This window comes from Bordetella genomosp. 12 (assembly GCF_002261355.1).
GTDB lineage: Bacteria > Pseudomonadota > Gammaproteobacteria > Burkholderiales > Burkholderiaceae_B > Bordetella.
On sequence record NZ_NEVU01000003.1, the window covers coordinates 1,387,645 to 1,408,888 of the forward strand.

The window sequence follows — 21,244 nt, forward strand, 5'->3', positions numbered from 1 at the left end:
TGATCCTCTCCAGAAATGCACGCTGCCTCCAGGCGGGCGGCAGCGCAGGGTGGCCCGGGGGAGGGCCGCCTGCCGGCGGCCTGCCTCAGGCCGCCGGGATACTCAGGCCGCGCTCGACCGCGGGCCGCGCCACAAAGGCGTCCAGCACGCGCTGCACCTGGGTAAACCGCTCGAACTGCACCAGCTCGCCGGCGCCATAGAAGCCGATCAGATTGCGCACCCACGGAAAAATCGCGATATCGGCGATGGTGTACTGATCGCCCATCACCCACTGGCGGCCCTGCAGACGCTGATCCAGCACGCCGAGCAAGCGGGCGGACTCGGCCACATAGCGGTCGCGCGGACGTTTGTCTTCATAGTCCTTGCCGGCAAACTTGTGGAAGAAACCGAGTTGGCCGAACATCGGGCCGACACCGCCCATCTGGAACATCAACCACTGCAAGGTTTCGAATCGGCCCGCCGCGTCGGCCGGCAGCAGGCTGCCCGTCTTGCTGGCCAGATACACCAGGATCGCGCCCGACTCGAACAAGCCCAGCGGCTTGCCGTCAGGGCCGTGCGGATCGAGGATGGCCGGGATTTTGTTATTCGGGCTCAGCGACAGAAACTCGGCGGAGAACTGATCCTGCGTATCGAAACTCACGCGATGCGCCTCGTAGGGCAGCCCCGTCTCCTCGAGCATGATGGATACTTTCACGCCGTTGGGCGTGGGCAGCGAATACAACTGAATGCGGTCCGGATGCAGGGCGGGCCACTTGCGGGTGATGGGGAAGGCGTCCAGGGCGCTCATGCGTGATCTCCAGGTGAAGGATGGCCAACATGCTAGCGCATGGCGCGGCCGTGCGCCTGGCCGGCGACGAGCAAAAAAAGGACTGCCGCGCAGTCCTTTTTGCTTCAGCCAGGGCGTGGCCTCAGAGCTTTTCGAACGCCTTGCTCACCAGCGCCTCGACGAGCGCGCCCACCCGGGCCGCCTCGGCGTCCACCCAGGGATAGGGATAGTGCTCGGCCATATAGGTGGACTGGCACATCTCCAGCTGCACCGCATGGATGTGATCGGCCGGGTTGCCATAGTGCCGGGTGATATAGCCGCCCTTGAAGCGGCCATTGATCGCCCAGGTGTAATCCTGCTGGGCGCCAAGCTGCTGTTCGATGGCCTCCTGAATCGCCGGCGCCGCGCTGGCGCCACTGGAGGTACCGATATTCAGATCGGGCAGCTTGCCCTCGAACAGACGCGGGATGACGCTGGCGATGGAGTGCCCCTCCCAGAGCATGACCTTGCCATGCTGCGCGCGCAGCCGGTCGATTTCGGCGCGCAACTGGTCGTGATAGGGCTGCCAGTACTGCCGCCGCCGCGCCTCGCGCTCGTCCTCGGTCACGCTGTCGCGGCCGTCCAGATAAAGCGGCTGGCCATCAAAGGTATGCGTGGGGCACAGGCCGGTCTTAGCCTGGCCGGGGTAGAGGCTTTCATCATTGGGCGGGCGATTGAGATCCACCACGTAGCGCGAGTAGCGCGCCCACAGAAAGGAAGCGCCCAGCTTCTTGCCAAAGGCATAGAGGCGGTCCAGGTGCCAGTCCGTGTCGCCCGACCGCAGGCCGAGTTCCGTCATGAGCGGCTTTTGCGCCTCGGGGATCAGACTGCCCAGATGGGGAATGGAAATCAGCAGCGGCGCGGTACCGGCTTCGAAATGAAAAATGTCGCTCATGAATGCTCTTTGGGATCCCTGCGGGCAGGGCTTATACGAAAAAATCCTGCACCCATGATACTAAAACCGGTCATCGCGCCCGTTTCTCTCAATAAGTGAGAATCATCAGCCGCGAGCGCGCCGCGCTGGTTCTACGCCCCCCGGACGCAGCGGCTTATTAGGTCATGAGCAAAAGGTATTGGCCCGGCTTCGCCTGCCGCTCCTAGACTGCATAACTAGACAGTGCGCTAACTATTTATCGTTAGCCTGCTGATTATCCTGTCGCGCCGCGCACGCGGGCGCGCTCGGCCTCATCGACCTTTTCTCGCCTACCGTCATGACCCAACTGCATACCTTGCGCCTGGCGCCGAATGTCCCGGTTTTCGATCTCCCCATCACGGTGGCCCTGGAGCACGGGCTGTTCGAACAACGCGGCCTGCGCGTCGAGTTCGTCGATCGACACGACCCGCTGACCTCCAGCAAGGACGCCTTCGCGCGCCAGAAAGAATCGCTCTACGAGTGCGGCAAGGCCGACGCCTACAACCTGTGCGAGTGGGCCGGCCTGGACCGCTCCGACCGCAGCGGGCGCGGCAGCCGCGTGTTTGCCTTGCGGCCCGCCGTCGTGGCGCAGGTCATCCTGTCTTTCGATCCGGAGATCCAGGAGCTGCGCGACCTGGCGGGAGTTCCCATCGGTATCAACGAATTCACGGGCTCTCACTACACCGCGCTGCAATTCCTGGACGGCGCGCTGCCACGCGAGCAGGTCGTGCTCGAACACGTGGGCGAACCCTATGTCCGCTATGAGCAGCTCAAGGCCGGTACCTTGCGCGCGGCCTCGCTGATGGAGCCCTATGTCAGCCTGGCGCTCAAAGAAGGCGCGCACATCATCGGCGCGAACTTCTATCGCGGCGCGGAGGTAATTTCCCCCGACTTGCCGCTGGACCTGCGCCAGGCCTATCTGGCTGCCGTCAACGAGGCCTCGGCGCTCATCCAGGCCGACCGCGGCCGCTACAAGCACCACCTCATCACCGAGCCCATCCGCGGCCGAATCCAAGCGCACGAAATCGGCGACCAGTTCTTCCGTTATGCGCCCAGCCGGCCCATGGACGAAGACCGCTTCGCCTTCACCGCACAATGGATGGGCAGTTGGGGGCTGGATCTGCAACGCGCCCAGTATCAGGACCTCGTCGTCCTTTAACCGCGGGCACTCCCATGCAGATCGCAAGTCAACTGGAGCCCGACTTCAACGCGGCTCTGGCGCAAGCGCTCGGCCTGCCGGTGCTGGCCGTGCCGCGCGGCGTGCCTCAGCACCTGCCGGCCACGGTGGCCCTTCTGGTGGCCGCGCCCATGGACGCGGACCAACCGCCACCGGCGGGCTGGCCCTTCGGCCTGGAATGGGTGCAGCTGGTCACTTCCGGCACCGACAAGCATCCGCGATGGCTGTCTCAAAGCCTGCCGACGGCCACGGCGCGCGGCGTCGCGGCCAATCAGATCGCCGAATATGCCTTGGCCGCCATGCTCTATCAGGCCAAAAGCCTGGCCGACCTCTGGGTGCAGAGTCCCGCGGACTGGCAGGCGCGCGCGCTAGGCAGCCTGGCCGGGAGCACCGTCGGCGTGGTCGGGCTGGGCGCCATCGGCAGCGCGCTGGCGCGCAGACTGCTGGCCCTGGATGTCCGGGTCATCGCCTTGCGCGCGCGCCCGCTGCCCTCGCCCGTACCCGGGGTCGACATCCAGACCGACCTGGGCGCCCTGCTGGCCGCCTGTGACCATGTCGTGCTGGCCGCGCCGGCCACCGCGGCTACCCGGCACCTGCTCAATCGCGACACCTTGGCCCGGGCCAAACCGGGCCTGCATATCGTCAACGTGGCCAGGGGTGAACTGATCGACGACCAGGCATTGCTGTGGGCGCTGGAACAAGGCCTTGTCGCGGCCGCCACCCTGGACGCCACAGACCCCGAACCACTGCCGCCGGGGCACCCCTATTACACCCATCCCCGCGTGCGCTTGAGCCCCCACACGGCCGCCATCGGCCGCATTTCGCGTCTGGCGCTGGCGCACAAGACCGCCCAGAACCATCGCCGCTGGCTGGCGGGCCAAGGGCTGCTGGACCGCGTCGGCGCCCACCCTGACACCCCTGCATCATGACCCCAATGCCGCGGCGTCGCCGCCTTCTGAAAAGTGCCGCCCTGATCGGCGCCCTGCCGCTATTGCGCCTGGCCCGAGCCCAGACGCCCCTGCGCATCGCCCTGCCTTCGCCCGGGACTGCCGGCTCCGTGTGGCGGCCCATGCTGGAGCGCCTGCGGGTCGCTGACCTGCCGGCCCTGCAATGGACCGTGTCGGACCCCGGCAAAATGCAAGTGCAACTGATCGCGGGCTCCCTGGATGTGGGCTTTTTCGGCCCCATCGGGCTGGCGGCGCTGCGTGCGCGCGGCAACGACATCCTGCTGTTCGGCCCCGGCACCCACAATCACTCGGTCTGGCTGGTCAAGGCCGACAGCCCTTATCAACGGCCCGCCGATCTGATCGGCCACAAGATCGCCACCCAGCCGGAAACCGCCGAAACCTATCAACAGGCACGCACGGCCGCGTCGCTGGCCGGTCTGGACCTGAAACGCGATTTCCAGGTCTTGCACGGCTCCCCGCTGGCCAATGTTGCGCTGTTCGAGCGCGGCGACGTGGATGCGGTCATCGTGCTCGAGCCCACCGCCACCCGCCTGGTCGCGCAAGGCGCGCGGCAGATCGGCCGGGTGGGCGATATGTGGCGCCAGGCCAGCGGCGATGCCAGCGATCCTTTCCTCGTCGGTCTGGCGGCCCAGCGCAGTTGGCTCGACGCAAACCGCCAGACCGCCACGCGCCTGGCGCGCGCTTTTGCTCAAGCCAATGCGGCCATCACGCGCCAACCCGACGTCTTGCGTGAGATCCACGCCGAGATCGGCATCAAAGCCCAGGAGAAGGCCGCCCTCGATCTGGTCGCCGGGCGGATGCGCGACACCTACTCCAGCCGCTGGGACCCCGACGTCTGGCGCGGCATGGACCGCCAGATCGCCGCCGCGGTGTCGGTGGGCATTCTCGATCAACAAGCCCGGACATCGCCCGTCTACGACGGCGTGGCGCTGTCCTGAAACCAAGGCATGCACCCCTATGAGCACTGCAATCGTCACCCGAGCCGACACCGATGACGTCCAGCGCCATGTCGGCCAGGCCGAATGGGCCGTGCGCGTCGAACTGGCCGCCGCTTATCGCCTGGCCGCCCGCTTCGGATGGACCGACCACATCTTCACCCACTTCTCCGCGCGCGTGCCCGGCGTGCACGACCACTTTCTAATCAACCCTTACGGCCTGACCTTCGACGAGGTCAGCGCCTCGAATCTGGTGCGCATCGACATCGAGGGCAAGGTGCTCTATGACCCGCTGGGGCGAGGCCACAATCTGGCCGGCTATGTCATCCACGGCGCCATCCACAGCGCCAGGCCGGATCTGACCTGCATCCTCCACACCCACACCACCCCGGGCGTGGCCGTCTCCGCCCAGGAAACCGGCCTGCTCACCTATCTCTCGCAACAGGCCGCGCGCTTTCATGGGCAGATCGCGTACCACGACTACGAAGGCTTCGCCTTCAATCGGGAAGAACAGGCCAGATTGATCCGCGACATCGGCGACAAGCGCATCCTCATCCTGCGCAACCACGGCCTGTTGACCGCCGGCGCCAGCATCGGCGAAGCCTTTCATCATCTGTACTTTCTGGAGCGCTCCTGCGCCATCCAGATTGCCGCCCAGGCGGGCGGCAATCCCTTGCGCCAGCCGCCCGACGCCATCGTCGCCGAAGCCGCCGCCGTCTACTGGCGCGGCGTGGGCGGCACCTACACCGACCGCACCTGGCAAGCCTTCCTGCGCGATCTTCAGCGCCACGACAGCACCTTCCAACTTTGAGGACTGCGCCGCACACGTGACACCGCCGCGCTGCCAGGCGCGGCGGTGTCACGAAGCTGCGTCGCTCTCCGACGGCCCCGCCCTCAGTGCTGCAACGCCTGCATCACCTGGCGGTGCACCTCGAACAAGGCCGGATCGTCGGGGTCGCGCGGACGGGGGACGTTTACATCGATGATGCGCACGATCTCGGCCGGCGAACCGCCCATGACGGCGATGCGATCCGCCAGGAAGGCGGCCTCCAGCATGTTGTGCGTCACGAGTACGCCGGTCGGCCGCGGCCCTGCGCCGGACAGCCACATGGCCTGCAGCAGTTGCCGCAGGCGGCGTGCGGTCAGTTCGTCCAGCGCACTGAAGGGTTCATCGAGCAGCAGCACATCCGGCTGCACCGCGAAGGCCCGCGCGATGGATACGCGCTGCCGCTGGCCGCCGGACAGAAACTGCGGATAGGCTTGCGCATGATCCGGCAGCTCCACCCGCTGCAACAGTTGACGTACGGTGGTGGCCGCATCGCGCTTGTCCTGCCCGGACAGCACGATGCCGATGTTCTCCGCCACGCTCAGCCAGTCCAGCAGGCGCGGCTGCTGGAACACCACCCCGAGGTTGATCCCCGCGAAGGGCCGGTCGAATTGCACTTCGCCGCGCGAAGGCTGATCCAGGCCGGCGATCAGGTTGAGCAGCGTGGACTTGCCGCAGCCGGACGGCCCCACCAGGGCCAGCAGCTCGCCGGCCCGGATGTCGAGGTCCACCTGGGTAAGCACGGTGCGCTCGCCCGCATTGCCCAGCGGCGGATAACGCTTGCCGATCCCGCGCAGACGTATTGTGCTGCTCATCGCCCACTCCCGCGTTTCCAACGATTGGCATGAATTTCCAGCGGCCGAAAGACACCATGCTCGATGACCAGCATGGCCAGCCAGAAGGCCAGCGTCCAGGCAATCACCCCTTCGACGTCCTGCGTGCTGAACTTGGAGTTGAGCTGATACCCCACCCCATTGGACATCCCGAAGATCTCCACCAGCACGATGACTTTCCACGCGATCGAGAACCCGACCCGGCAACCCGAGACGATGAAGCTGTAGAGCAGCGGCAACCACACTTTGCGCAACACCAGCGCGGGCGGCAGGCGGAACACCTTGATCATCTCCACGCGCTCCTGCTCCAGTGACCGCACTCCCTGGTGCACCGAGATCACCATGGCCGGCAAGACCCCCAAGGCCACCGCCACCACGGGCGAAGCCAGCGACACGCCGAACCAGATCACGCACAGCAAGGCCCAGACAAGCCCGGGCACCGTCAGGCCCAGGATGACGCCCGGCTCGAAGAATCGCTCGGCCACGCGCGAGACGGCGGTCAGGATGCCGATGGGCAGCGCCAGCAGCAGCGCCAGCAGGAAACCCAGCGACATCCGCATGAACGTCACGCCTATCTCGGTGAAGGCAAAGCCGGTGCGCACGATCTCGACCAGCTCGCGCAGGATGGCGGCACAGCCCGGCACCAGCGGCGAATGCGCCCATACCGCCATGATTTCCCACGCGCCGGTGAGCAACACAAAAAAGGCCAGGGGCGGCAGAACCCTGCCCGCGACGGCGCGCCAGGGCCACCGGCGCGCCGGTACGCTGCCCCGCAAAACGGCGTTATCGGTTGTCATTCAGGCCTTCACGTAAAGTTTGCGCGCTGGCGCGGCATCCAGCAGGCCAAGTTGCACCGCCACGGCGATCTGCTTGTCGATCGTGGCGAACACACTCTCATCCCATTTGCTGGCGTAGGTCGGCGCCAGCCGCTGCGGCAGCAGATCGATGGCCTGGCGCTCGTCGGCCTTGATACCCAGATCGGCAGCGATGGGTTTGAGGCTGTCCGGGTGCTGGGCGATCGTGGTGCCGATACGCTCGAACAGCGTGGCCAGCTTGGCCGCCGTTGCCCGATTCTGGTCGTACCAAGCCCGGCTGGCGGCCAGGCCCACCAGGAAGGGGTCGTCGGTCTGGCCGGTGGCCTGTTTCCAGAGGTCCGCCACGCGGGCGATCTCTCGCGCGCCCCGGCCCACCAGCCGCGTGGCCGTCGGCTCCAGCGTGATGATGCCGTCCACATCCCCGCGTTCGAACAAGGCCAGATTCGCGGTGGGCGAGCCAAAGATGACTTGCAGATCTTTCTTCAGATCCAGCCCCGAGAGCGAGGCCGCGATACGGGCCTGCTGATAGGTTTCGCTCGTCTCCGCCGTCGTGGCGATGCGCTTGCCTTTCAGGTCATTGGGCGACTGAAAGCCGCTGTCGCCACGCACGATCCAGCGCCCATGGTTGTTCAGCGCCGGGCCAAACAGCACGATGTCGCTGCCCCGGTTGGCCAGCGTGGCCAGGCCCACGGCGCCGAACACGCCCACATCGAGCGAGCCTGCGCTCAGTTGCACCTGCATCTTGCCCGGGTCGGCGGTCACCCATTCCAGCGCGATACCCAGGTCCTGATCGAGTTTGTAGCGCTCGACAATGGGCCGCCAGGCCGACCCGGCGCTGCCCGCCGACGGCAAGGTAATGCGGATTTTCTTGTTGTCCTGCGCCCAGGCGGCGCCCGGCAGCAGGCCAGCGGCGGCCACGCCGCCTGTCAATTGAAGGAAATGTCTGCGATTCATGGTCTTTCTACGTCTAAGGGGCGGATCAATGGCCGTTGGGGTCAGCTGGGCAATACCAGGGCGCGGTGCATCACGCGGCGCTGGGCGCCGAAATCCGGCACGCCGCGGTGCTGTACTGTGCGGTTATCCCAGATCAGGGCGGTGCCGTTCTCCCAGCGGTGGCGCGTCTGCACTTCCGGCGCGCTCAGGGCATCGAACAGCACATCCAGCAGCGCCTGACTGGTGCGCCGGCTCACGCCCAGGATGCGATGCGTGTACAGCTCGTTGACAAAGATCTGCTTGCGGCCGGTCTCGGGATGCTTGCGGATGAGCGGCACCTCGATGGGCGGATACTTGCGACGCTGCTCGGCGCGCGCCTCCAGATCGTGATAAGCCAGGGTCAGATAGCCCATGGTGTCGGCATCATGCACGGCGGTAAGCGTCTCCAGATAGGCCGCCAGCAAGGGGTCGAGCAGCTCGTAGGCGGCCGTGGCGTTGGCGAACAGCGTGTCGCCGCCCAGCGCCGGCATGACCTCGCCCAGCAAGGCCGTATACGGTGGCGAGGTGGGCTGAAACACCTGATCCATATGCCAGATGTAGTTCATGCGCGTCTTCTTGGTCGACGCATCGATGGTGTTGAGCTGGCCGCTCTTGCCGGTCTCCGGGGTGTAGGGGGTATTCATGAGCTTGGCTTTGCCAAACAGCGACACCAGGCGTTCGAAGTGCTCCACCTCGACCGTTCCCGGTTCAAAGCTCAGAAAACCGTAGCGCAGCAACGCCTCATAGAGCTGCGCGCGGACGGCCGGCGTCAGCGCCTCCTGGCCGTCGATACGCAGGCCGCTGACCTTGGCGCCGACGGTGGGCGAATAGGGCGTCACCGTAATGCCCTCGACGCGCGATGCATCGGTGGGGTAACGGGACATATCCAGAATCTTCGGCTGGATCCGGTCGATTTTGTCGTTGTCGACGACGATGCCGTACATGATGTGCTTGCGTCCTTGCGATCGATAGGCCTGAGGCCGGCTATGAGGGGCGTGTGCGCCGCGCGCTAGGCGGTCTCAACCGGATAGTGTTCGGCGGTGCCCCACTCGTTCCAGGAAGCCGGGTACACCGCCGTCGCCGTGTGGCCGGCCAACTGCAGCGCCACGAAGGTGCGCGCCGCGCGCCCGCCGCCGCCGCAATAGACAATGGCGCGCTCGTCGGCCCCGGCGATCGCCTGGGCGGCCCGCGCCACTTGCGCAGCGGGCGCATAGCGTCCATCGGCGGCGAGTTCCTGCGCGGTATCCCAGAAGCGGGCTCCCGGCACACGGCCCTTGCGGCCCGCGTTGCTGCGCTGCCCCGCATACTCTTCCTGGCTGCGGGCATCGACGATGCGCGCGGCCCCCGACCGGGTTGCCTCGAGGACCTCCTGCGCGGTGGCCAGATAGGCTGCCTGCGGCCGCACGACATAGGCGCTTGCGCGCACGGCAGGCGCGGCCTGCTCACGCGTCCCGGCCCAGGCCGCGACGCCGCCGTCGAGCAAGCGAATGTGTTCCTGTCCGGCATAGGCCAGGGCCCAGGCGACACGGGCCGCGTTGACCTCGTTGCCCGCGCCCGCCACCACGACCTGATCCGCCGCCGACAAGCCGATGGCCGAAAGGCTCCAGGCCAGCACCGCGTGCAAGCGCGCCAGCGCCGCCGCGTCGGTCTGCGTCAGCGCAAACAGCGCCGGGTCCAGGTGCCGCGCGCCGGGGATATGTCCGGCCCAATACTCTGCCGCGGGGCGGGTATCGATGACCACCACGCCGGGCTCATTGATGTGGGCCGCCAGCCACTGCGGCTGTGCCAGCTCAAATAACGCCATTGCCTTGCTCCAATACGGATGGGTATTGCAGGCATCCTATCGTCAGCAAGCTAACTATCAAACGCACATTAATTTGTTAGCTTATTTACTATTTCTACTTTTGCGGACCGTCTTGCGGGCGCAGAATACTGAACTTCACCGCCCTATCCTGTAGACCCATGCCCAGCTCCATCCGCGACGCGGCCGCCAGCGCACCGGTGCGCGACACCCGCTACCGCCCCTTGTCCATTCTGGTGGGCGCGGCCTATTTCATGGAGCAGCTCGACGCCACCATCATCAGCCCCGTCATCCCCGACATCGCCCGCGATTTCGGTGTGGCGCCGCTGAGCCTTAACTTGACGATGACCATTTACCTGCTCTGCTCACTGGTCTTCGTACCGCTGAGCGGGCTGGTGGCGGCACGCTACGGCACGCGCACCGTCTTTAGCAGCGCGGTGGCCCTGTTCACCGCCAGCTCGATCCTGTGCGCGCTGGCCACCAGCCTGCCTGCGCTGGCGCTGTGCCGGGGCCTGCAAGGCGTGGCCGCAGCCATGATGGTGCCGGTGGGCCGAACCGCCATCGTTCACACCACGACCAAGGCGCAACTGGTGGAGGCGCTGGCCTGGTTCATCACGCCCGCCATGGTGGGCCCCATGCTGGGCCCGCCCCTGGGCGGCCTGCTGTCGGCCTACCTCTCCTGGCATTGGGTGTTTCTCATCAACGTGCCCGTGGGCCTGGCCGGTCTTTGGGCCGCACGCTCCATCATGCCGCAACTGCATCACCGCGCCGACCTGCGCTTTGACCTCAAGGAGTGGCTGCTGGCCACCCTGGCGCTGGCGTTGCTGATTGTGCTCATCGAAAAGGCGCGCCACGGCGCCGAGCCCGCCTTGCTGGCCGGTCTGGCCCTGGCGTTTGGCCTGTGCGCGTGGTGTTATGTCCGGCGCTTTCGGGGGCTGCCCGCCCCCATGCTGGATTTCCGCCTGTTGCGCCTGCCGACCTTCGCGGCAGGCTTTTGGGGCGGCTCGCTCGTGCGTGTCGGCTACGGCGCCCTGCCCTTTCTCTTGCCGCTGATGCTGCAACTGGGCCTGGGATACACCGCCCTGCAAAGCGGCATCGTGCTGCTGATCAGCGGGTCTATCGCTTTTTTCACCAAAACGCAGACCAGCCGCGTACTGCGCCGCTGGGGCTTTCGCGCCGTGCTTTGCTACAACGGCGCGGCGTGCGCGCTCGCGCTGGCCGGCTGTGCGCTCTTCGCGCTGCCGCACTGGGGACTGGCCGGGATCACGGCGTTTGTCTCGATGGCCAGTTTCTTTCGTGCCGTGCAGTTCAATGCCCTGACGGCCGTCTCCTACGCCGACCAGCCGCGCGAGAAAGTCGCCTCGGCCACCACGCTGAACACCATGGCCTGGCAACTGGCCATCATGCTTGGCATCTCGCTGTCCGCCCTGATCGTGCAGTGGTCTGCTAACCTAGGCGCCCGCGGCGCGCCGGCGGCGGTGGATTTTTCGGTGGCCTTCGTCATCCTGGCCATGTTTGCCGGCGCCGCCATCCCCTGCTATCGCGCGCTGCCCGAGCGGGCCGGATCGGAGCTCAGCGGCCATCGCCCATCATGACGCTGGCGACCCACCCGGAGCCCGGCGGCCGCCCCACCTCCAGCTCCGTACCGAGTCCCATGCCCGATCCCGCCATCGAACGTCTCCCTCAGCTCTACTCTCGCCCGGGTTTTCTGCTGCGCCGCGCGCACCAGATCTACGTCGCGATCTTCGAGGAAAACTTCGCGCGTCTCGGCATCTCGCCCGCGCAATACTCCGTCATGATCGCCCTGCATGATCTGCAAGGCATCAATCAGGGCGAACTGGCCAAAGCCATCGGCATGAACAAGGTCACCGTTTCTCAGATCGTCCAGGCCCTGGAGACACGCGGCTGGGTGTCGCGCAAACAATCCGACCCGGACCGCCGCCGTCTGCGGCTTACGCTGACCCCGGCAGGCAAAAAGGCTCTGAACCAGACCGCCGAGATGGCCGAAGCCACCTATGCCGAACAGATGGCCCCCTTATCGGCCGCCGAGCGCCAACGCCTGATGAAACTGCTGCAGCGCATCGTCACCGATCTCGAACCGCGGGCGCGCACCCCGTTCGAACCCGTCACCGCGCAGGGCTGAGCCAGCTCAGTCCAGCCACGTCGTATAGGCGGCCGGATCCACGCGGTCGGGCCGGAAGGTATTGACCGGCGCCCCCTCGTCCGCGGACCCCAGGGCCAGCGCGCACACCAGACGCTCGTCGTGCGCGCCCAGATGCGGCAGCACAATCGAGGCGAATGGATTCCAGGCGGCCTGGATGCAGGTATGCAGCCCCTCGGCCCGCGCCGCGATCATGACGTTTTGCACGAACATGGCCGTGTCGACCAGCGCCCCTTCGGCCATCAGACTGTCATTGGTGAAGAACAGCCCGGCCGGCGCGCCGAAGAATTCGTAGTTGCGTTGCATCTGCGCATGCATGCGCGGCCGGTCACCCTTGGCGATGTTCAGCACACCGTACAAGCCCAGCCCGCAAGCGCGCCGCCGCTCGATATACGGTGACACCCATTCGCTGGGATAGTACTGATAGGCCTCGCGATACTGCCCGGCCGCGGCCGGATCGGCGGCCATGGCGTCATGCGCGGCGCACACCTTGCGCGACAAGGCATCGCGGCTGGCGCCCTGCACCACATAGACCTTCCAGGGCTGAATGTTCGACCCGGACGGCGCCCAGCTGGCTACCCGCAGAATGCGTTCGAGCGCATCACGCGGCACGGGGGTGGAAAGGAACTCACGGCAGCAAAATCGGCTCTCGATCGCGGCCTGCACACTGGCAGGATCGGCCACGACAGTGCTCACGGCCGGCGCCTGCAAAGCGGCGCGCATCAGGGCGGTATCTGCGGTCATCATCGTCTCGGTTTACGAATGGGCGCCGGCCAGGCCGGCAGGCGGAGTCAGCGGGCTACTCTCGCACATCGACCGGCAGACGTCGATGCGCCTGCGCCGCCGCGCGGCAATGTCCACGCAGCGGCCACACTCCGGCGATTTACGCAGAACTGTTCTGCGCAAAATGCAGGTAATCTCCCCTTCCGATAAAACTTACCATTGTGTAGACCATCATGGACGGCCGCATTGGCCGCCGCCCCAGAGACGCACGCCTGACGATGAGCAGGCCGGATCCGCCCCCCGAGGCGGACAGACAGGGCGCCAGGGTTCAGGAGACATCGTATGTACATGCCTACGCGCCGCGGCTTCCTCGCGGCCGGCGCCTTGATGGCGCTCAGCCGGCCATTGCGCGCCGCGCCAAAACCGGTCACGCTCATCGTGCCCTACGCGGCAGGCGGCCCTAACGATAACTTTGCGCGGCTGCTGGCCGAAGGCATGGGTGAACAGACCGGCCGCGCCTTCATCGTCGAGAATCGTCCTGGCGCCAACGGCATCATCGGCGCCAGCCAGGTGGCGCGTGCCGCGCCGGACGGATCAACCTTGTTGATGGGCGGCTCCGGGCCCATTTCGCTGAACATCCTGCTGCGCCCGGCGCTGCAGTACGGCTTCGACAGCTTTGCCTCCGTCGCCATGCTGTTTGACGGCCCCCTGACCATCACCGTGCCGCCGCAAATGGGCGTGAGCTCGCTGCCCGAACTGGTCGCCTACGCCCGGCGACAGGGCCGCCCGCTGACCTACGGATCGCTCGGGCCGGGCAGCGTCACCGACCTTTATGGCCTGATCCTGTCGCGAACGCTCGGCATCCCGCTCACCGCGGTCCCGTATAAAAGCACGCCCACCAGCCTTATCGACCTGATCACCGGGCGCAACGATCTGTCCTTCATGACGCCGATCGCGCTGGCCGATCATCAGAAAGCTGGTGCCGTGAAAATTCTCGGCCTGACCACGGATCACCGCGACCCGGCGCTGCCGCAGGTGCCGTGCGTCACCGAACTGGGCTACCCCCAGTTGAAGGCCAGCTACTGGACGGCGCTGCATGCCCCGAAAGGAACGCCTGCCGCCCTCGTTCAGGCGTATGCGGAGGCGGCCGTCAAAACCGTACAGACGCCCGCCTTCCGGCAGATGCTGCTGACCAACGGCCAGACCGAGAAAGCCGCCGGCCCCCAGGCGCTGCAGGCGCAACTGGAGGCCGATCGTCTGTATTGGGGCAAGGTCATCCGCGACAACCACATCGTGCTTGATTGAGCGGATGGCAGCGCGCCGGGCTGCGGCGCATGCCGGCCCGGCCTTGCCTTATTGCAGGCGCGAAATCCGGTGCGTGGCCGAGTTGAAGTTGATCACCGGCTGCGCCTGGCGGCAGGCCGTCTTGCGGATTTTGCCGACGATGAGGTCGTGCGTGCCGAGCGCTTCGGTGCACACGATGTCGCACTCGATGCTGGCCAGGGCGTCCGCCAGCACCGGCAAGCCTTGTTCCGTGCGGACCCAACCGCCGCTGGCGAAACGTGCGCTGCCCTGCGGCTGGCGCAGGAAGGCCTGCATCACGTCGTCATGATCCTCACCCAGCACGTTGGCCACGAAACGCCCGTTGCGCAATAGCGCCTCGCGCGCCGACGAAGTCTGCTGCACGAAGAACCCAACCATGGGCGGTTCGGCCGAGATCGAGGTCAAGCTGGACACGATCATCCCGGCCACCTCCTCGCCGTCGCCGGTGCTCACCGCGCTGATGCCGGCCGGCAGGGCGCGCATGGCGGCCTTGAAGTCGTCGATCGATACGACCTCGTCGCGCTCGTTGATCACCATGTGCGCGCGGATGTCGCCGCGGTCATCGACCCAGCCATGCCTGGCCGCATAATCGACCATGGCGGAAAAGCCCGCCTCCCATTGCGGGTCGCCCGCGTGCTGCGACAGAAAACGCAGCACGGATGGCGCCAGACGTAAGTGGCGTTCGTCTTCGCGCCGGCCCACGCGGGCGATGGCCTGCTCCAGCCGCTCGCGCGGCTGCGGATCGGCCAGCACATCCAGACGCCGGAAATCATTTGGATGACGCAGGGTGATGGCCCCCGCGTTACTCAGGTAGATCTGCATAGCTCCCTCCTCAGGCGAGCGCGGCCGTGCTGCCGATTTCCTTGCGGATGGCGGGGATGATCCGGTCGCCCCAGAGTTCTATCTGACGCAGCATGGTCTTCTGATCGAAATCCCCAAGCTGCGTTTGCAGGGCGATATGTTTGGGACGCAGGATGCTGATCTCCTCGAGCATCTTGTCTATCACCTCGTTGACCGAACCCACCGGCAGATTCTTGCGCAGTTGTTCAAAGGTCGGGTCGGTCTCGGAGGGCACCTCCTTGACCATGTAGCCGTCATCGCTCTGCGCGCGCCGATATTTCAGGCTCTCGGAGATACGGCGCTGAAAGCGTGCGCAATCCAGATAGGCATCGATCTCGGCATTGTTGTCGGAGGCATAGCCGCAGCGCAGGAATCCGAACTTCACGTCCCGATCCAGATCCTTGCCATTGTCGCTGGCGACTTTTTCCAGCCGGCCGCGCAAGGCCGCGATCGCCTCATTGCCATTGAGCAAGGCGGTCACGAAAAGGTTGTGATCCTCGCGCACCCCGCGGCCCAGCGTCACCGGATTGCCCGAGGTGATCCAGATCGGCGGCATGGGATCCTGCAAACAGCGCACGGCAATCGAGCTCGGCGGGATGCTCAGGTACTGGCCCTGGTGCTCGAAGATCTTCTGTTTCAGGCCCTTGGGGATCACATCCAGGAACTCGTTGAAAATCGCACCCGAGTCCGCGATCTGCACGCCGAAGCGTTCGAACTCGAACTCCTGATAGCCCGAACCCACTCCCAGCTCCAGCCGGCCATTCGATACCGTGTCCACGAAACCCACCTCGGCCAGAAAGCGCGCGGGATGGTAGAGCGGCAGGATGCACACCGCCGTGCCCAGGCGGATGCGCTGCGTCTTGGCCGCGGCATGCGCCACCGTCATCAACGGCGACGGCGAGAGCGAGTAGTTATTGAAATGGTGCTCGGCGTACCATGCGGTATCGAAGCCCGCCTGCTCGGCCACCACGGTCTGTTCGATGGAGTTGTTAATGACTTGCTTGGAGGACTGGTGGTAACCTCGTTGCTGCGCCAGGATGAATACGCCGAATTCCATAATGTCTCCTCAATAGCGGATTTTGAGGAAATTCTAGAGTCGGGCAGCCCCTGGCCGGAATACAAGAAAAGCGGCGATCTGTGCTGCGAAAAGTGGAGGAATGATGGACAGGCTGCGCGCGATGGAGCTGTTTCTGTCGATATCGAAAACGGAGAGCTTCTCCGAAACCGCGCGGCAGTTTGGTGTATCGGCCACCTCGGTATCGCGCATGATCACCGAGTTCGAGACCGAACTGAACGTCAAGCTTTTGCTGCGTTCCACCCGCCAGGTGGTGCTGACCGAAGCCGGGCAGGAGTATGCGAGCCAGCTCGAGGGCATTCTCTGGAACATCAACGAAGCCCACCGCAACATCACCGAGATCCGCTCGGCGCCCAAGGGCATTCTGCGGGTCCACTCGCGGATGATGTTCGGCCTGGGCGTGCTGCCGCCGCTGGTGGCGGAGTTTCGCCAGCAGTATCCCGACATCCATATCGAACTGGTGCTCTCCGAAGCCAAGACGGACCTGCGCCGCAACAACTTCGACATTGATTTCCGCATCTCGCCGCCCGTGGAGGCCGGCCTGAAGCGGCGCATCCTGTTCAAGAGCGAGCGGCATCTGGTGGCGTCGCCGGCTTACCTGGCCCGACGCGGCATGCCCGAGCAGCCCGCCGACATCGCCGATCATGCCTGTCTGGCTTATTTGTTGCCCGGCGAGCAGTACTGTTGGCGATTCAAGCGCGACGACCGCATCGACGAGGTCCCGGTCAGGCCCCGCCATGTCAGCAACAACGGCGTGGCGCTGCTGGAGCTGGCGCGCCTGGGCGAAGGCATTGCCTTGCTGGATGACTACACCGTGCAGAACGACATCGCGCGCGGATCTTTGGCGCGGATATTCCCGGAATACCGCGTCACCAACACGACGTTCGAAGAAGGGATGTACGCCACCATCCTGGACACGGCCATGATCCCTGCCAAGATCAGGCTGTTTCTGGATTTCGTGGCCGAGCACGTCTCGGGCCCGGCATTGCGATTTTCCGCCTATAAGGCCAGCGCGGCCAGCGCCGATTAAGGCAGGCTCAGAGGCGGATCCGGCAGCGCGGCCGCGCTGCGCCCCGCACACCGCTGCCACGCACCCGTAGCAACGCGCCGTCCAGCGGCCCATCTGCGGCCAGGCGTCCGCTGTCGCTGATGGATGTCACGTAGATGTCGTCCAGATCCGCCCCACCAAAACACAAGGAAGCGGGATGCCGCAAGGGCAGATCGATGCGCGCGTCGAGCCGACCTTGGCGGTCAAAACGCGCGATCGCCCCGGCGTGCACCAGCGCCGTCCACAAGCCGCCCTCGGCGTCAAAACAGCATCCGTCCGGCGCTGAGCCCAGGGCTTGCGTGTCAACGAATACCTCCTGCTCGCGCAGCCCGCCGTCGTCTCCCACCTGGAAGCGGAATATTTTGCGCTGCGAACTATCGCAGACATAGAGGTGAGATCCGGACGGATCCATCCCCGGCCCGTTGACCACGCCGAGCCCGCGGGCCAGCAAGGCCAGCCCGCCCTGGCGATCCAGGCGGTAGAGACCGCCCAGAGGCGGCTCCTGCGGCTCGCGATAAATATGCATGGTGCCTGCGACAAAGCTGCCGTCGGGCATCGCAGCCCCGTCGTTCAGGCGCAGATTGGGGTGGCTGTCGCCAATGCTCGCCAGCTCGCACAGGCTGCCCGCGTGCAGATCCAAGAGCGCAAAAGACGCCTTCAATGCGACCACGAGAGCATCGTCGCCATTCAGGGCAAATGAGCCGAGCGGCGCGGGCAATTGCCACTGGCGCGCCGCGCCGCTGTCCGGATCGAGCGCCAGGATAAGTCCGGCGCGGCAATCCGCCATCCACAATTGCCCCTGTTTTTCATCCCATACCGGGCACTCGCCCAGGGCGGTGCGTACCGTGCCGATTCTTGCGATCTGCATCTGTCGATAGTCTCCTGACCATAGGCATGGTAGCGGCTCGCCGCGCCGCGGAATAGAGCGATTTCCTGCAGAACACAACCAACATTTATGGCGTAAATACTGCGCATATCGCGTCCATATAATCCAAAAAAAACGGCGTCCCGGCCTGCAAGGGCAGACCGCGCCGGCCAATATGACCCGAGGAGACTCACGATGCAGCATGCCAACGGCGCCGTCCGCGCCCCCGTTTTTTTCGTGTTGAGCGAGGTGCTGGCATGAGCGATTCCGCCGTCAAGTTCGAAGTCGACGGTGGCGTGGCGCTGGTCACCCTGAACCGTCCGCCGGTCAATGCGCTGAACCGCGAGACACGCCGCCGCCTGGTGGCCATCTTCGACGAAGTGTCGGAACGCGAAGACATCCGCTGCGCGGTGCTGACCGGCAGCGGCAGCGTGTTCTGCGCGGGAGCCGATCTGAAGGACCGGCCCGCGGCCGACATCGCCGGCGACTTCCTGGAGCACAACCGCATCACCCGTGAAACGGGCAATGCCATCCGCGAGTGCAGCAAACCCGTGATCGCCGCGGTCAACGGCGCGGCGCTGGGAGCCGGATTGGGCCTGATGGCTGCCTGCGACATCATGTACGCCTCCGACAACGCCACCTTCGGCATGCCGGAAATCAACGTCGGCCTGGCTGGCGGGGCATCCATGCTGCGCACCTTGTTCGGCCGCTCGACGCTGCGCCGCATGTTTTTCACCGGACAACGGCTGAGCGCGCAGGACTTGCTGCGCCGCAATGTCCTGGAAGACGTGTTTCCCGCCGAGGAATTGCTTCCCGCCGCGCTGGCGCTGGCGCACGAGATCGCCGCCAAGGCTCCCTTGGCCGTGGTGTACGCCAAACGGGCCGCCAATATGGTCGATCTGATGCCGCAGCGCGATGCCTACCGCTTCGAGCAAGACTTCACCATGGCACTGGCCAAGACCGAAGACGCCCGCGAAGCACGCATGGCTTTCCTCGAAAAGCGCGCACCGCAATTCAAGGGACGTTGAACATGAGCGCATCGATGCCACGCCCCGGCCTGGGGCTGCAGCACTTTTTCCAGGCGCAGGGGATCGCCGTGATCGGCGCCTCCGATGACGTCACCAAGATTGGCGGACGTCCCGTGCATATGCTGATCAAGTACGGCTATGCCGGACCGATCTACCCCGTGAACCCCAAGGCGGGAACGATCCAGGGGCTGACTGCCTACCCGAGCGTGCGCGATACCCCGACGGCGCCCCAACTGGCGATCCTCGCCGTCCCGGCCGCGGCCACGCCCGCGGCGCTGCGCGATTGCGCCGCGCGCGGTGTCAAAGCGGCCATCGTCCTGTCCTCGGGCTTTGTCGAGGCCGGACCTGAAGGCGCGGCGCTGCAAGCCGAACTGGTGCAAATCGCCCATGCCAGCGGTATGCGCGTGCTGGGCCCGAATTGCCTGGGCGCGGTCAACGTCGCCGATCGCCTGATCGGTTCCTTCTCGATCGCGCTCGAAGAGAATATGCCGCCTGCCGGTCAGGTCGGCATCGTCTCGCAATCGGGCAACGTCGGCAGTCACACCATGCAAAGCGTCGCCCGCCGCGGCATGGGGGTGAGTCGCTTCATCGCGACCGGAAACGAGGCCGACGTGGACGTGGCAGATGGCATCGCCGCCCTGGCCGAAGACCCCGCCACGCGCATCATCCTGTGCTGCATGGAGACTTGCCGCCACGCCGGCAAACTCATCGCCGCCCTGCGCATGGCTCGCGAACAGGGCAAGCCCGTCATCGTTCTCAAGATCGGCTCCACCGAAAAGGGTCAGGCCGCCGCCGCCTCGCACACCGGTGCGCTGACAGGCTCGGACGCCGTCATCGATGCAGTATTCCGCCGCCACGGCGTGCTGCGCGTTCGGTCGGTGGAGGCATTGATCGACATCGGTCACGCCGCCTCGCTGCTGATGCCCAACCGTCTGCCGCGCACCGACGCCGTCACCCTGGTCGCCGCCTCGGGCGGTTTCGGCATCATGATGGCCGACGCCATGAGCGAAGCCGGCCTGACCTTGCCCGCGCTGGCGGCCCACACGCAACAGCGCATCCGCGAGGCAGTGCCCACGGCCAGCACCGGCAATCCGGTCGATGCCTCGGCGCAGATGTCCAGCCGGCCTGACATCCTGCACAAGATGCTGACCGCACTGCTGGACGACCCCGCCGAAGGCGCGCTGATCCTGTTCATGTCGCTGTCGCTGTACAGCACCCGGTTGCGGGGCATTTATCTTCAGGCCTTGGCTCAGGTGCGCGCCAGCCATCCGGATCGGCTGCTGATGATCATCAGCCAGGGGCCGGCAGACGCGGTCGAACAGATCACCGCGCTGGGTATCCCGGTGTTCGCCAGCATCGATGCGGCCGCCACCGGCGTGGCCGGCCTGCTGCGTCTGAACCAAAGGCTGGGCGCGGCCATCCCCCGCGACGCCGAGAGCGCCGCGCAGGGGATCGACGCCGCCGTGTTTCGCAATGAGTTCGAAGCCAAGCGCGCTCTCGCCCGCGCGGGCATCGATGTGCCCCATGAAGTCATCGTCCACGATGCCGCCGCCGCGGTGAGCGCGGCCGAAGCGATCGGATACCCGGTGGTGCTGAAAATCGCCTCGGAGGACATCGCCCATAAAACCGAGGCCGGCGGCGTGGCCCTCAACCTTGCCGACGCGCCGTCGGTGCGCAGTGCCTACGCGCGCGTGCTGGACAACGCGGCCCGCTACGCGCCCGACGCGCGTATCGACGGTGTGCTCGTCGCGCCCATGCTGCGAGGCGGCACGGAGATGATCGCCGGCGTGTCTCAGGATCCGGTCTTCGGCCCGGTCGTGATGGTGGGCATGGGCGGCATTTACGCCGAAGTGCTCAAGGACGTGGCCGTCCAGACCGCCCCCGTCAGCGAACAGGAAGCCCTGGCGATGATCCGCTCGCTCAAGATGTTCGCCATCCTCGATGGCGCACGCGGGCAGCCCAAGGCCGATATCGAGGCGGCCGCGCGCACGGTCGCCCGGCTGTCCGAGTTCGCCTACCAGCACCGCGACGACATCGCCGAAATCGACATGAACCCCATCTTGCTGCGGGCCCAGGGCCAGGGCGCGGTCGTACTCGACGCCCTGATGATCCCGCGCGCCGCTGCCGTACTCTGAG

21 protein-coding genes are annotated in these 21,244 nt (G+C 65.9%); 10 read left to right on the forward strand and 11 right to left on the reverse strand.

The features are described from left to right. Positions 1-85: 85 nt before the first annotated feature. Together CAL22_RS18450 and hutG are read right to left on the reverse strand one after the other, a co-directional pair. Complete coding sequence (locus CAL22_RS18450; RefSeq protein ID WP_094815682.1) at positions 86-787, reverse strand: glutathione S-transferase N-terminal domain-containing protein; 702 nt, start codon at positions 785-787, stop codon at positions 86-88. 121 nt (positions 788-908) lie between these two features. Continuing rightward, positions 909-1,700: an N-formylglutamate deformylase gene (gene hutG, locus CAL22_RS18455; protein ID WP_094815683.1), complete on the reverse strand. Its 792-nt coding sequence runs from the start codon at positions 1,698-1,700 to the stop codon at positions 909-911. A 316-nt stretch (positions 1,701-2,016) separates the two neighbouring features. Here hutG and CAL22_RS18460 point away from each other — a divergent pair, with 316 nt between their 5' ends. From CAL22_RS18460 to CAL22_RS18475, 4 genes are read left to right on the forward strand one after another with little or no spacing between them, the layout of a single operon-like run. Further along, positions 2,017-2,877 (forward strand): ABC transporter substrate-binding protein, encoded by an 861-nt coding sequence (locus CAL22_RS18460; RefSeq protein ID WP_094815685.1) that lies wholly within the window; start codon positions 2,017-2,019, stop codon positions 2,875-2,877. A 14-nt stretch (positions 2,878-2,891) separates the two neighbouring features. Further along, positions 2,892-3,824 (forward strand): NAD(P)-dependent oxidoreductase, encoded by a 933-nt coding sequence (locus CAL22_RS18465; RefSeq protein ID WP_094815686.1) that lies wholly within the window; start codon positions 2,892-2,894, stop codon positions 3,822-3,824. After that, positions 3,821-4,801 carry a PhnD/SsuA/transferrin family substrate-binding protein gene (locus tag CAL22_RS18470; RefSeq protein ID WP_094815687.1) on the forward strand — a complete coding sequence of 327 codons (981 nt, stop codon included), beginning with the start codon at positions 3,821-3,823 and terminating at the stop codon, positions 4,799-4,801. Before CAL22_RS18465 ends, CAL22_RS18470 begins: the two co-directional genes overlap by 4 nt. Positions 4,802-4,820: 19 nt before the next feature. After that, positions 4,821-5,609: a class II aldolase/adducin family protein gene (locus tag CAL22_RS18475; protein ID WP_094815688.1), complete on the forward strand. Its 789-nt coding sequence runs from the start codon at positions 4,821-4,823 to the stop codon at positions 5,607-5,609. An 83-nt stretch (positions 5,610-5,692) separates the two neighbouring features. Here CAL22_RS18475 and CAL22_RS18480 read toward each other — a convergent pair whose 3' ends face one another. The 5 genes from CAL22_RS18480 to CAL22_RS18500 form a co-directional block, all read right to left on the reverse strand. After that, positions 5,693-6,439 (reverse strand): ABC transporter ATP-binding protein, encoded by a 747-nt coding sequence (locus CAL22_RS18480; RefSeq protein WP_094815689.1) that lies wholly within the window; start codon positions 6,437-6,439, stop codon positions 5,693-5,695. After that, positions 6,436-7,254, reverse strand: a complete 819-nt coding sequence (locus tag CAL22_RS18485; RefSeq protein WP_094815690.1) for an ABC transporter permease — start codon at positions 7,252-7,254, stop codon at positions 6,436-6,438. Before CAL22_RS18485 ends, CAL22_RS18480 begins: the two co-directional genes overlap by 4 nt. After that, the gene (locus tag CAL22_RS18490) at positions 7,255-8,226 is read right to left on the reverse strand and encodes an ABC transporter substrate-binding protein (protein WP_094815691.1); all 972 of its coding nucleotides are present in this window, start codon (positions 8,224-8,226) and stop codon (positions 7,255-7,257) included. A 41-nt stretch (positions 8,227-8,267) separates the two neighbouring features. Further along, positions 8,268-9,188, reverse strand: a complete 921-nt coding sequence (locus tag CAL22_RS18495; protein WP_094815692.1) for a TauD/TfdA dioxygenase family protein — start codon at positions 9,186-9,188, stop codon at positions 8,268-8,270. 65 nt (positions 9,189-9,253) lie between these two features. Further along, the gene (locus tag CAL22_RS18500) at positions 9,254-10,048 is read right to left on the reverse strand and encodes a sulfurtransferase (protein WP_094815693.1); all 795 of its coding nucleotides are present in this window, start codon (positions 10,046-10,048) and stop codon (positions 9,254-9,256) included. A gap of 158 nt (positions 10,049-10,206) precedes the next feature. Here CAL22_RS18500 and CAL22_RS18505 point away from each other — a divergent pair, with 158 nt between their 5' ends. Then, positions 10,207-11,640, forward strand: a complete 1,434-nt coding sequence (locus CAL22_RS18505) for an MFS transporter (RefSeq protein ID WP_094815694.1) — start codon at positions 10,207-10,209, stop codon at positions 11,638-11,640. Further along, positions 11,637-12,188, forward strand: a complete 552-nt coding sequence (locus CAL22_RS18510) for a MarR family winged helix-turn-helix transcriptional regulator (protein ID WP_094815695.1) — start codon at positions 11,637-11,639, stop codon at positions 12,186-12,188. The genes CAL22_RS18505 and CAL22_RS18510 overlap by 4 nt, the downstream gene beginning before the upstream one ends. A 6-nt stretch (positions 12,189-12,194) precedes the next feature. On the opposite strand, the gene CAL22_RS18515 is transcribed toward CAL22_RS18510, so the two are convergent. After that, a complete protein-coding gene (locus tag CAL22_RS18515; RefSeq protein ID WP_432264320.1) occupies positions 12,195-12,929 on the reverse strand; it encodes a nitroreductase in 735 nt (244 codons plus the stop codon). Between the two features lie 342 nt (positions 12,930-13,271). Between CAL22_RS18515 and CAL22_RS18520 the strand changes: the two genes are divergently transcribed. Continuing rightward, the gene (locus tag CAL22_RS18520; RefSeq protein WP_094815696.1) at positions 13,272-14,234 is read left to right on the forward strand and encodes a Bug family tripartite tricarboxylate transporter substrate binding protein; all 963 of its coding nucleotides are present in this window, start codon (positions 13,272-13,274) and stop codon (positions 14,232-14,234) included. Positions 14,235-14,282: 48 nt separating this feature from the next. On the opposite strand, the gene CAL22_RS18525 is transcribed toward CAL22_RS18520, so the two are convergent. Next, positions 14,283-15,074: a flavin reductase family protein gene (locus CAL22_RS18525; protein WP_094815697.1), complete on the reverse strand. Its 792-nt coding sequence runs from the start codon at positions 15,072-15,074 to the stop codon at positions 14,283-14,285. 10 nt (positions 15,075-15,084) lie between these two features. Further along, on the reverse strand, positions 15,085-16,149 hold the full coding sequence (locus CAL22_RS18530; RefSeq protein ID WP_094815698.1) for an LLM class flavin-dependent oxidoreductase: 1,065 nt from the start codon (positions 16,147-16,149) through the stop codon (positions 15,085-15,087). A gap of 103 nt (positions 16,150-16,252) precedes the next feature. Between CAL22_RS18530 and CAL22_RS18535 the strand changes: the two genes are divergently transcribed. Continuing rightward, complete coding sequence (locus CAL22_RS18535; RefSeq protein ID WP_094815699.1) at positions 16,253-17,197, forward strand: LysR family transcriptional regulator; 945 nt, start codon at positions 16,253-16,255, stop codon at positions 17,195-17,197. Positions 17,198-17,204: 7 nt separating this feature from the next. Here the strand turns inward: CAL22_RS18535 and CAL22_RS18540 are convergent, their stop codons facing one another. Continuing rightward, the gene (locus CAL22_RS18540; RefSeq protein WP_094815700.1) at positions 17,205-18,083 is read right to left on the reverse strand and encodes an SMP-30/gluconolactonase/LRE family protein; all 879 of its coding nucleotides are present in this window, start codon (positions 18,081-18,083) and stop codon (positions 17,205-17,207) included. A 254-nt stretch (positions 18,084-18,337) separates the two neighbouring features. On the opposite strand from CAL22_RS18540, the gene CAL22_RS18545 reads away from it, so the two are divergent. Together CAL22_RS18545 and CAL22_RS18550 are read left to right on the forward strand one after the other, a co-directional pair. Continuing rightward, positions 18,338-19,108: an enoyl-CoA hydratase/isomerase family protein gene (locus CAL22_RS18545; protein WP_094815701.1), complete on the forward strand. Its 771-nt coding sequence runs from the start codon at positions 18,338-18,340 to the stop codon at positions 19,106-19,108. Positions 19,109-19,110: 2 nt separating this feature from the next. After that, positions 19,111-21,243, forward strand: coding sequence for an acetate--CoA ligase family protein (locus CAL22_RS18550; RefSeq protein WP_094815702.1), 2,133 nt, complete (start codon positions 19,111-19,113; stop codon positions 21,241-21,243). Position 21,244 lies beyond the last annotated feature (1 nt).

Coding starts and splice junctions, on each gene's coding strand:
- CAL22_RS18450 (WP_094815682.1), bottom strand. CDS start 787: ATGAGCGCCCTGGACGCCTTCCCCATCACCCGCAAGTGGCCCGCCCTG.
- hutG (WP_094815683.1), bottom strand. CDS start 1,700: ATGAGCGACATTTTTCATTTCGAAGCCGGTACCGCGCCGCTGCTGATT.
- CAL22_RS18460 (WP_094815685.1), top strand. CDS start 2,017: ATGACCCAACTGCATACCTTGCGCCTGGCGCCGAATGTCCCGGTTTTC.
- CAL22_RS18465 (WP_094815686.1), top strand. CDS start 2,892: ATGCAGATCGCAAGTCAACTGGAGCCCGACTTCAACGCGGCTCTGGCG.
- CAL22_RS18470 (WP_094815687.1), top strand. CDS start 3,821: ATGACCCCAATGCCGCGGCGTCGCCGCCTTCTGAAAAGTGCCGCCCTG.
- CAL22_RS18475 (WP_094815688.1), top strand. CDS start 4,821: ATGAGCACTGCAATCGTCACCCGAGCCGACACCGATGACGTCCAGCGC.
- CAL22_RS18480 (WP_094815689.1), bottom strand. CDS start 6,439: ATGAGCAGCACAATACGTCTGCGCGGGATCGGCAAGCGTTATCCGCCG.
- CAL22_RS18485 (WP_094815690.1), bottom strand. CDS start 7,254: ATGACAACCGATAACGCCGTTTTGCGGGGCAGCGTACCGGCGCGCCGG.
- CAL22_RS18490 (WP_094815691.1), bottom strand. CDS start 8,226: ATGAATCGCAGACATTTCCTTCAATTGACAGGCGGCGTGGCCGCCGCT.
- CAL22_RS18495 (WP_094815692.1), bottom strand. CDS start 9,188: ATGTACGGCATCGTCGTCGACAACGACAAAATCGACCGGATCCAGCCG.
- CAL22_RS18500 (WP_094815693.1), bottom strand. CDS start 10,048: ATGGCGTTATTTGAGCTGGCACAGCCGCAGTGGCTGGCGGCCCACATC.
- CAL22_RS18505 (WP_094815694.1), top strand. CDS start 10,207: ATGCCCAGCTCCATCCGCGACGCGGCCGCCAGCGCACCGGTGCGCGAC.
- CAL22_RS18510 (WP_094815695.1), top strand. CDS start 11,637: ATGACGCTGGCGACCCACCCGGAGCCCGGCGGCCGCCCCACCTCCAGC.
- CAL22_RS18515 (WP_432264320.1), bottom strand. CDS start 12,929: ATGCGCGCCGCTTTGCAGGCGCCGGCCGTGAGCACTGTCGTGGCCGAT.
- CAL22_RS18520 (WP_094815696.1), top strand. CDS start 13,272: ATGTACATGCCTACGCGCCGCGGCTTCCTCGCGGCCGGCGCCTTGATG.
- CAL22_RS18525 (WP_094815697.1), bottom strand. CDS start 15,074: ATGCAGATCTACCTGAGTAACGCGGGGGCCATCACCCTGCGTCATCCA.
- CAL22_RS18530 (WP_094815698.1), bottom strand. CDS start 16,149: ATGGAATTCGGCGTATTCATCCTGGCGCAGCAACGAGGTTACCACCAG.
- CAL22_RS18535 (WP_094815699.1), top strand. CDS start 16,253: ATGGACAGGCTGCGCGCGATGGAGCTGTTTCTGTCGATATCGAAAACG.
- CAL22_RS18540 (WP_094815700.1), bottom strand. CDS start 18,083: ATGCAGATCGCAAGAATCGGCACGGTACGCACCGCCCTGGGCGAGTGC.
- CAL22_RS18545 (WP_094815701.1), top strand. CDS start 18,338: ATGAGCGATTCCGCCGTCAAGTTCGAAGTCGACGGTGGCGTGGCGCTG.
- CAL22_RS18550 (WP_094815702.1), top strand. CDS start 19,111: ATGAGCGCATCGATGCCACGCCCCGGCCTGGGGCTGCAGCACTTTTTC.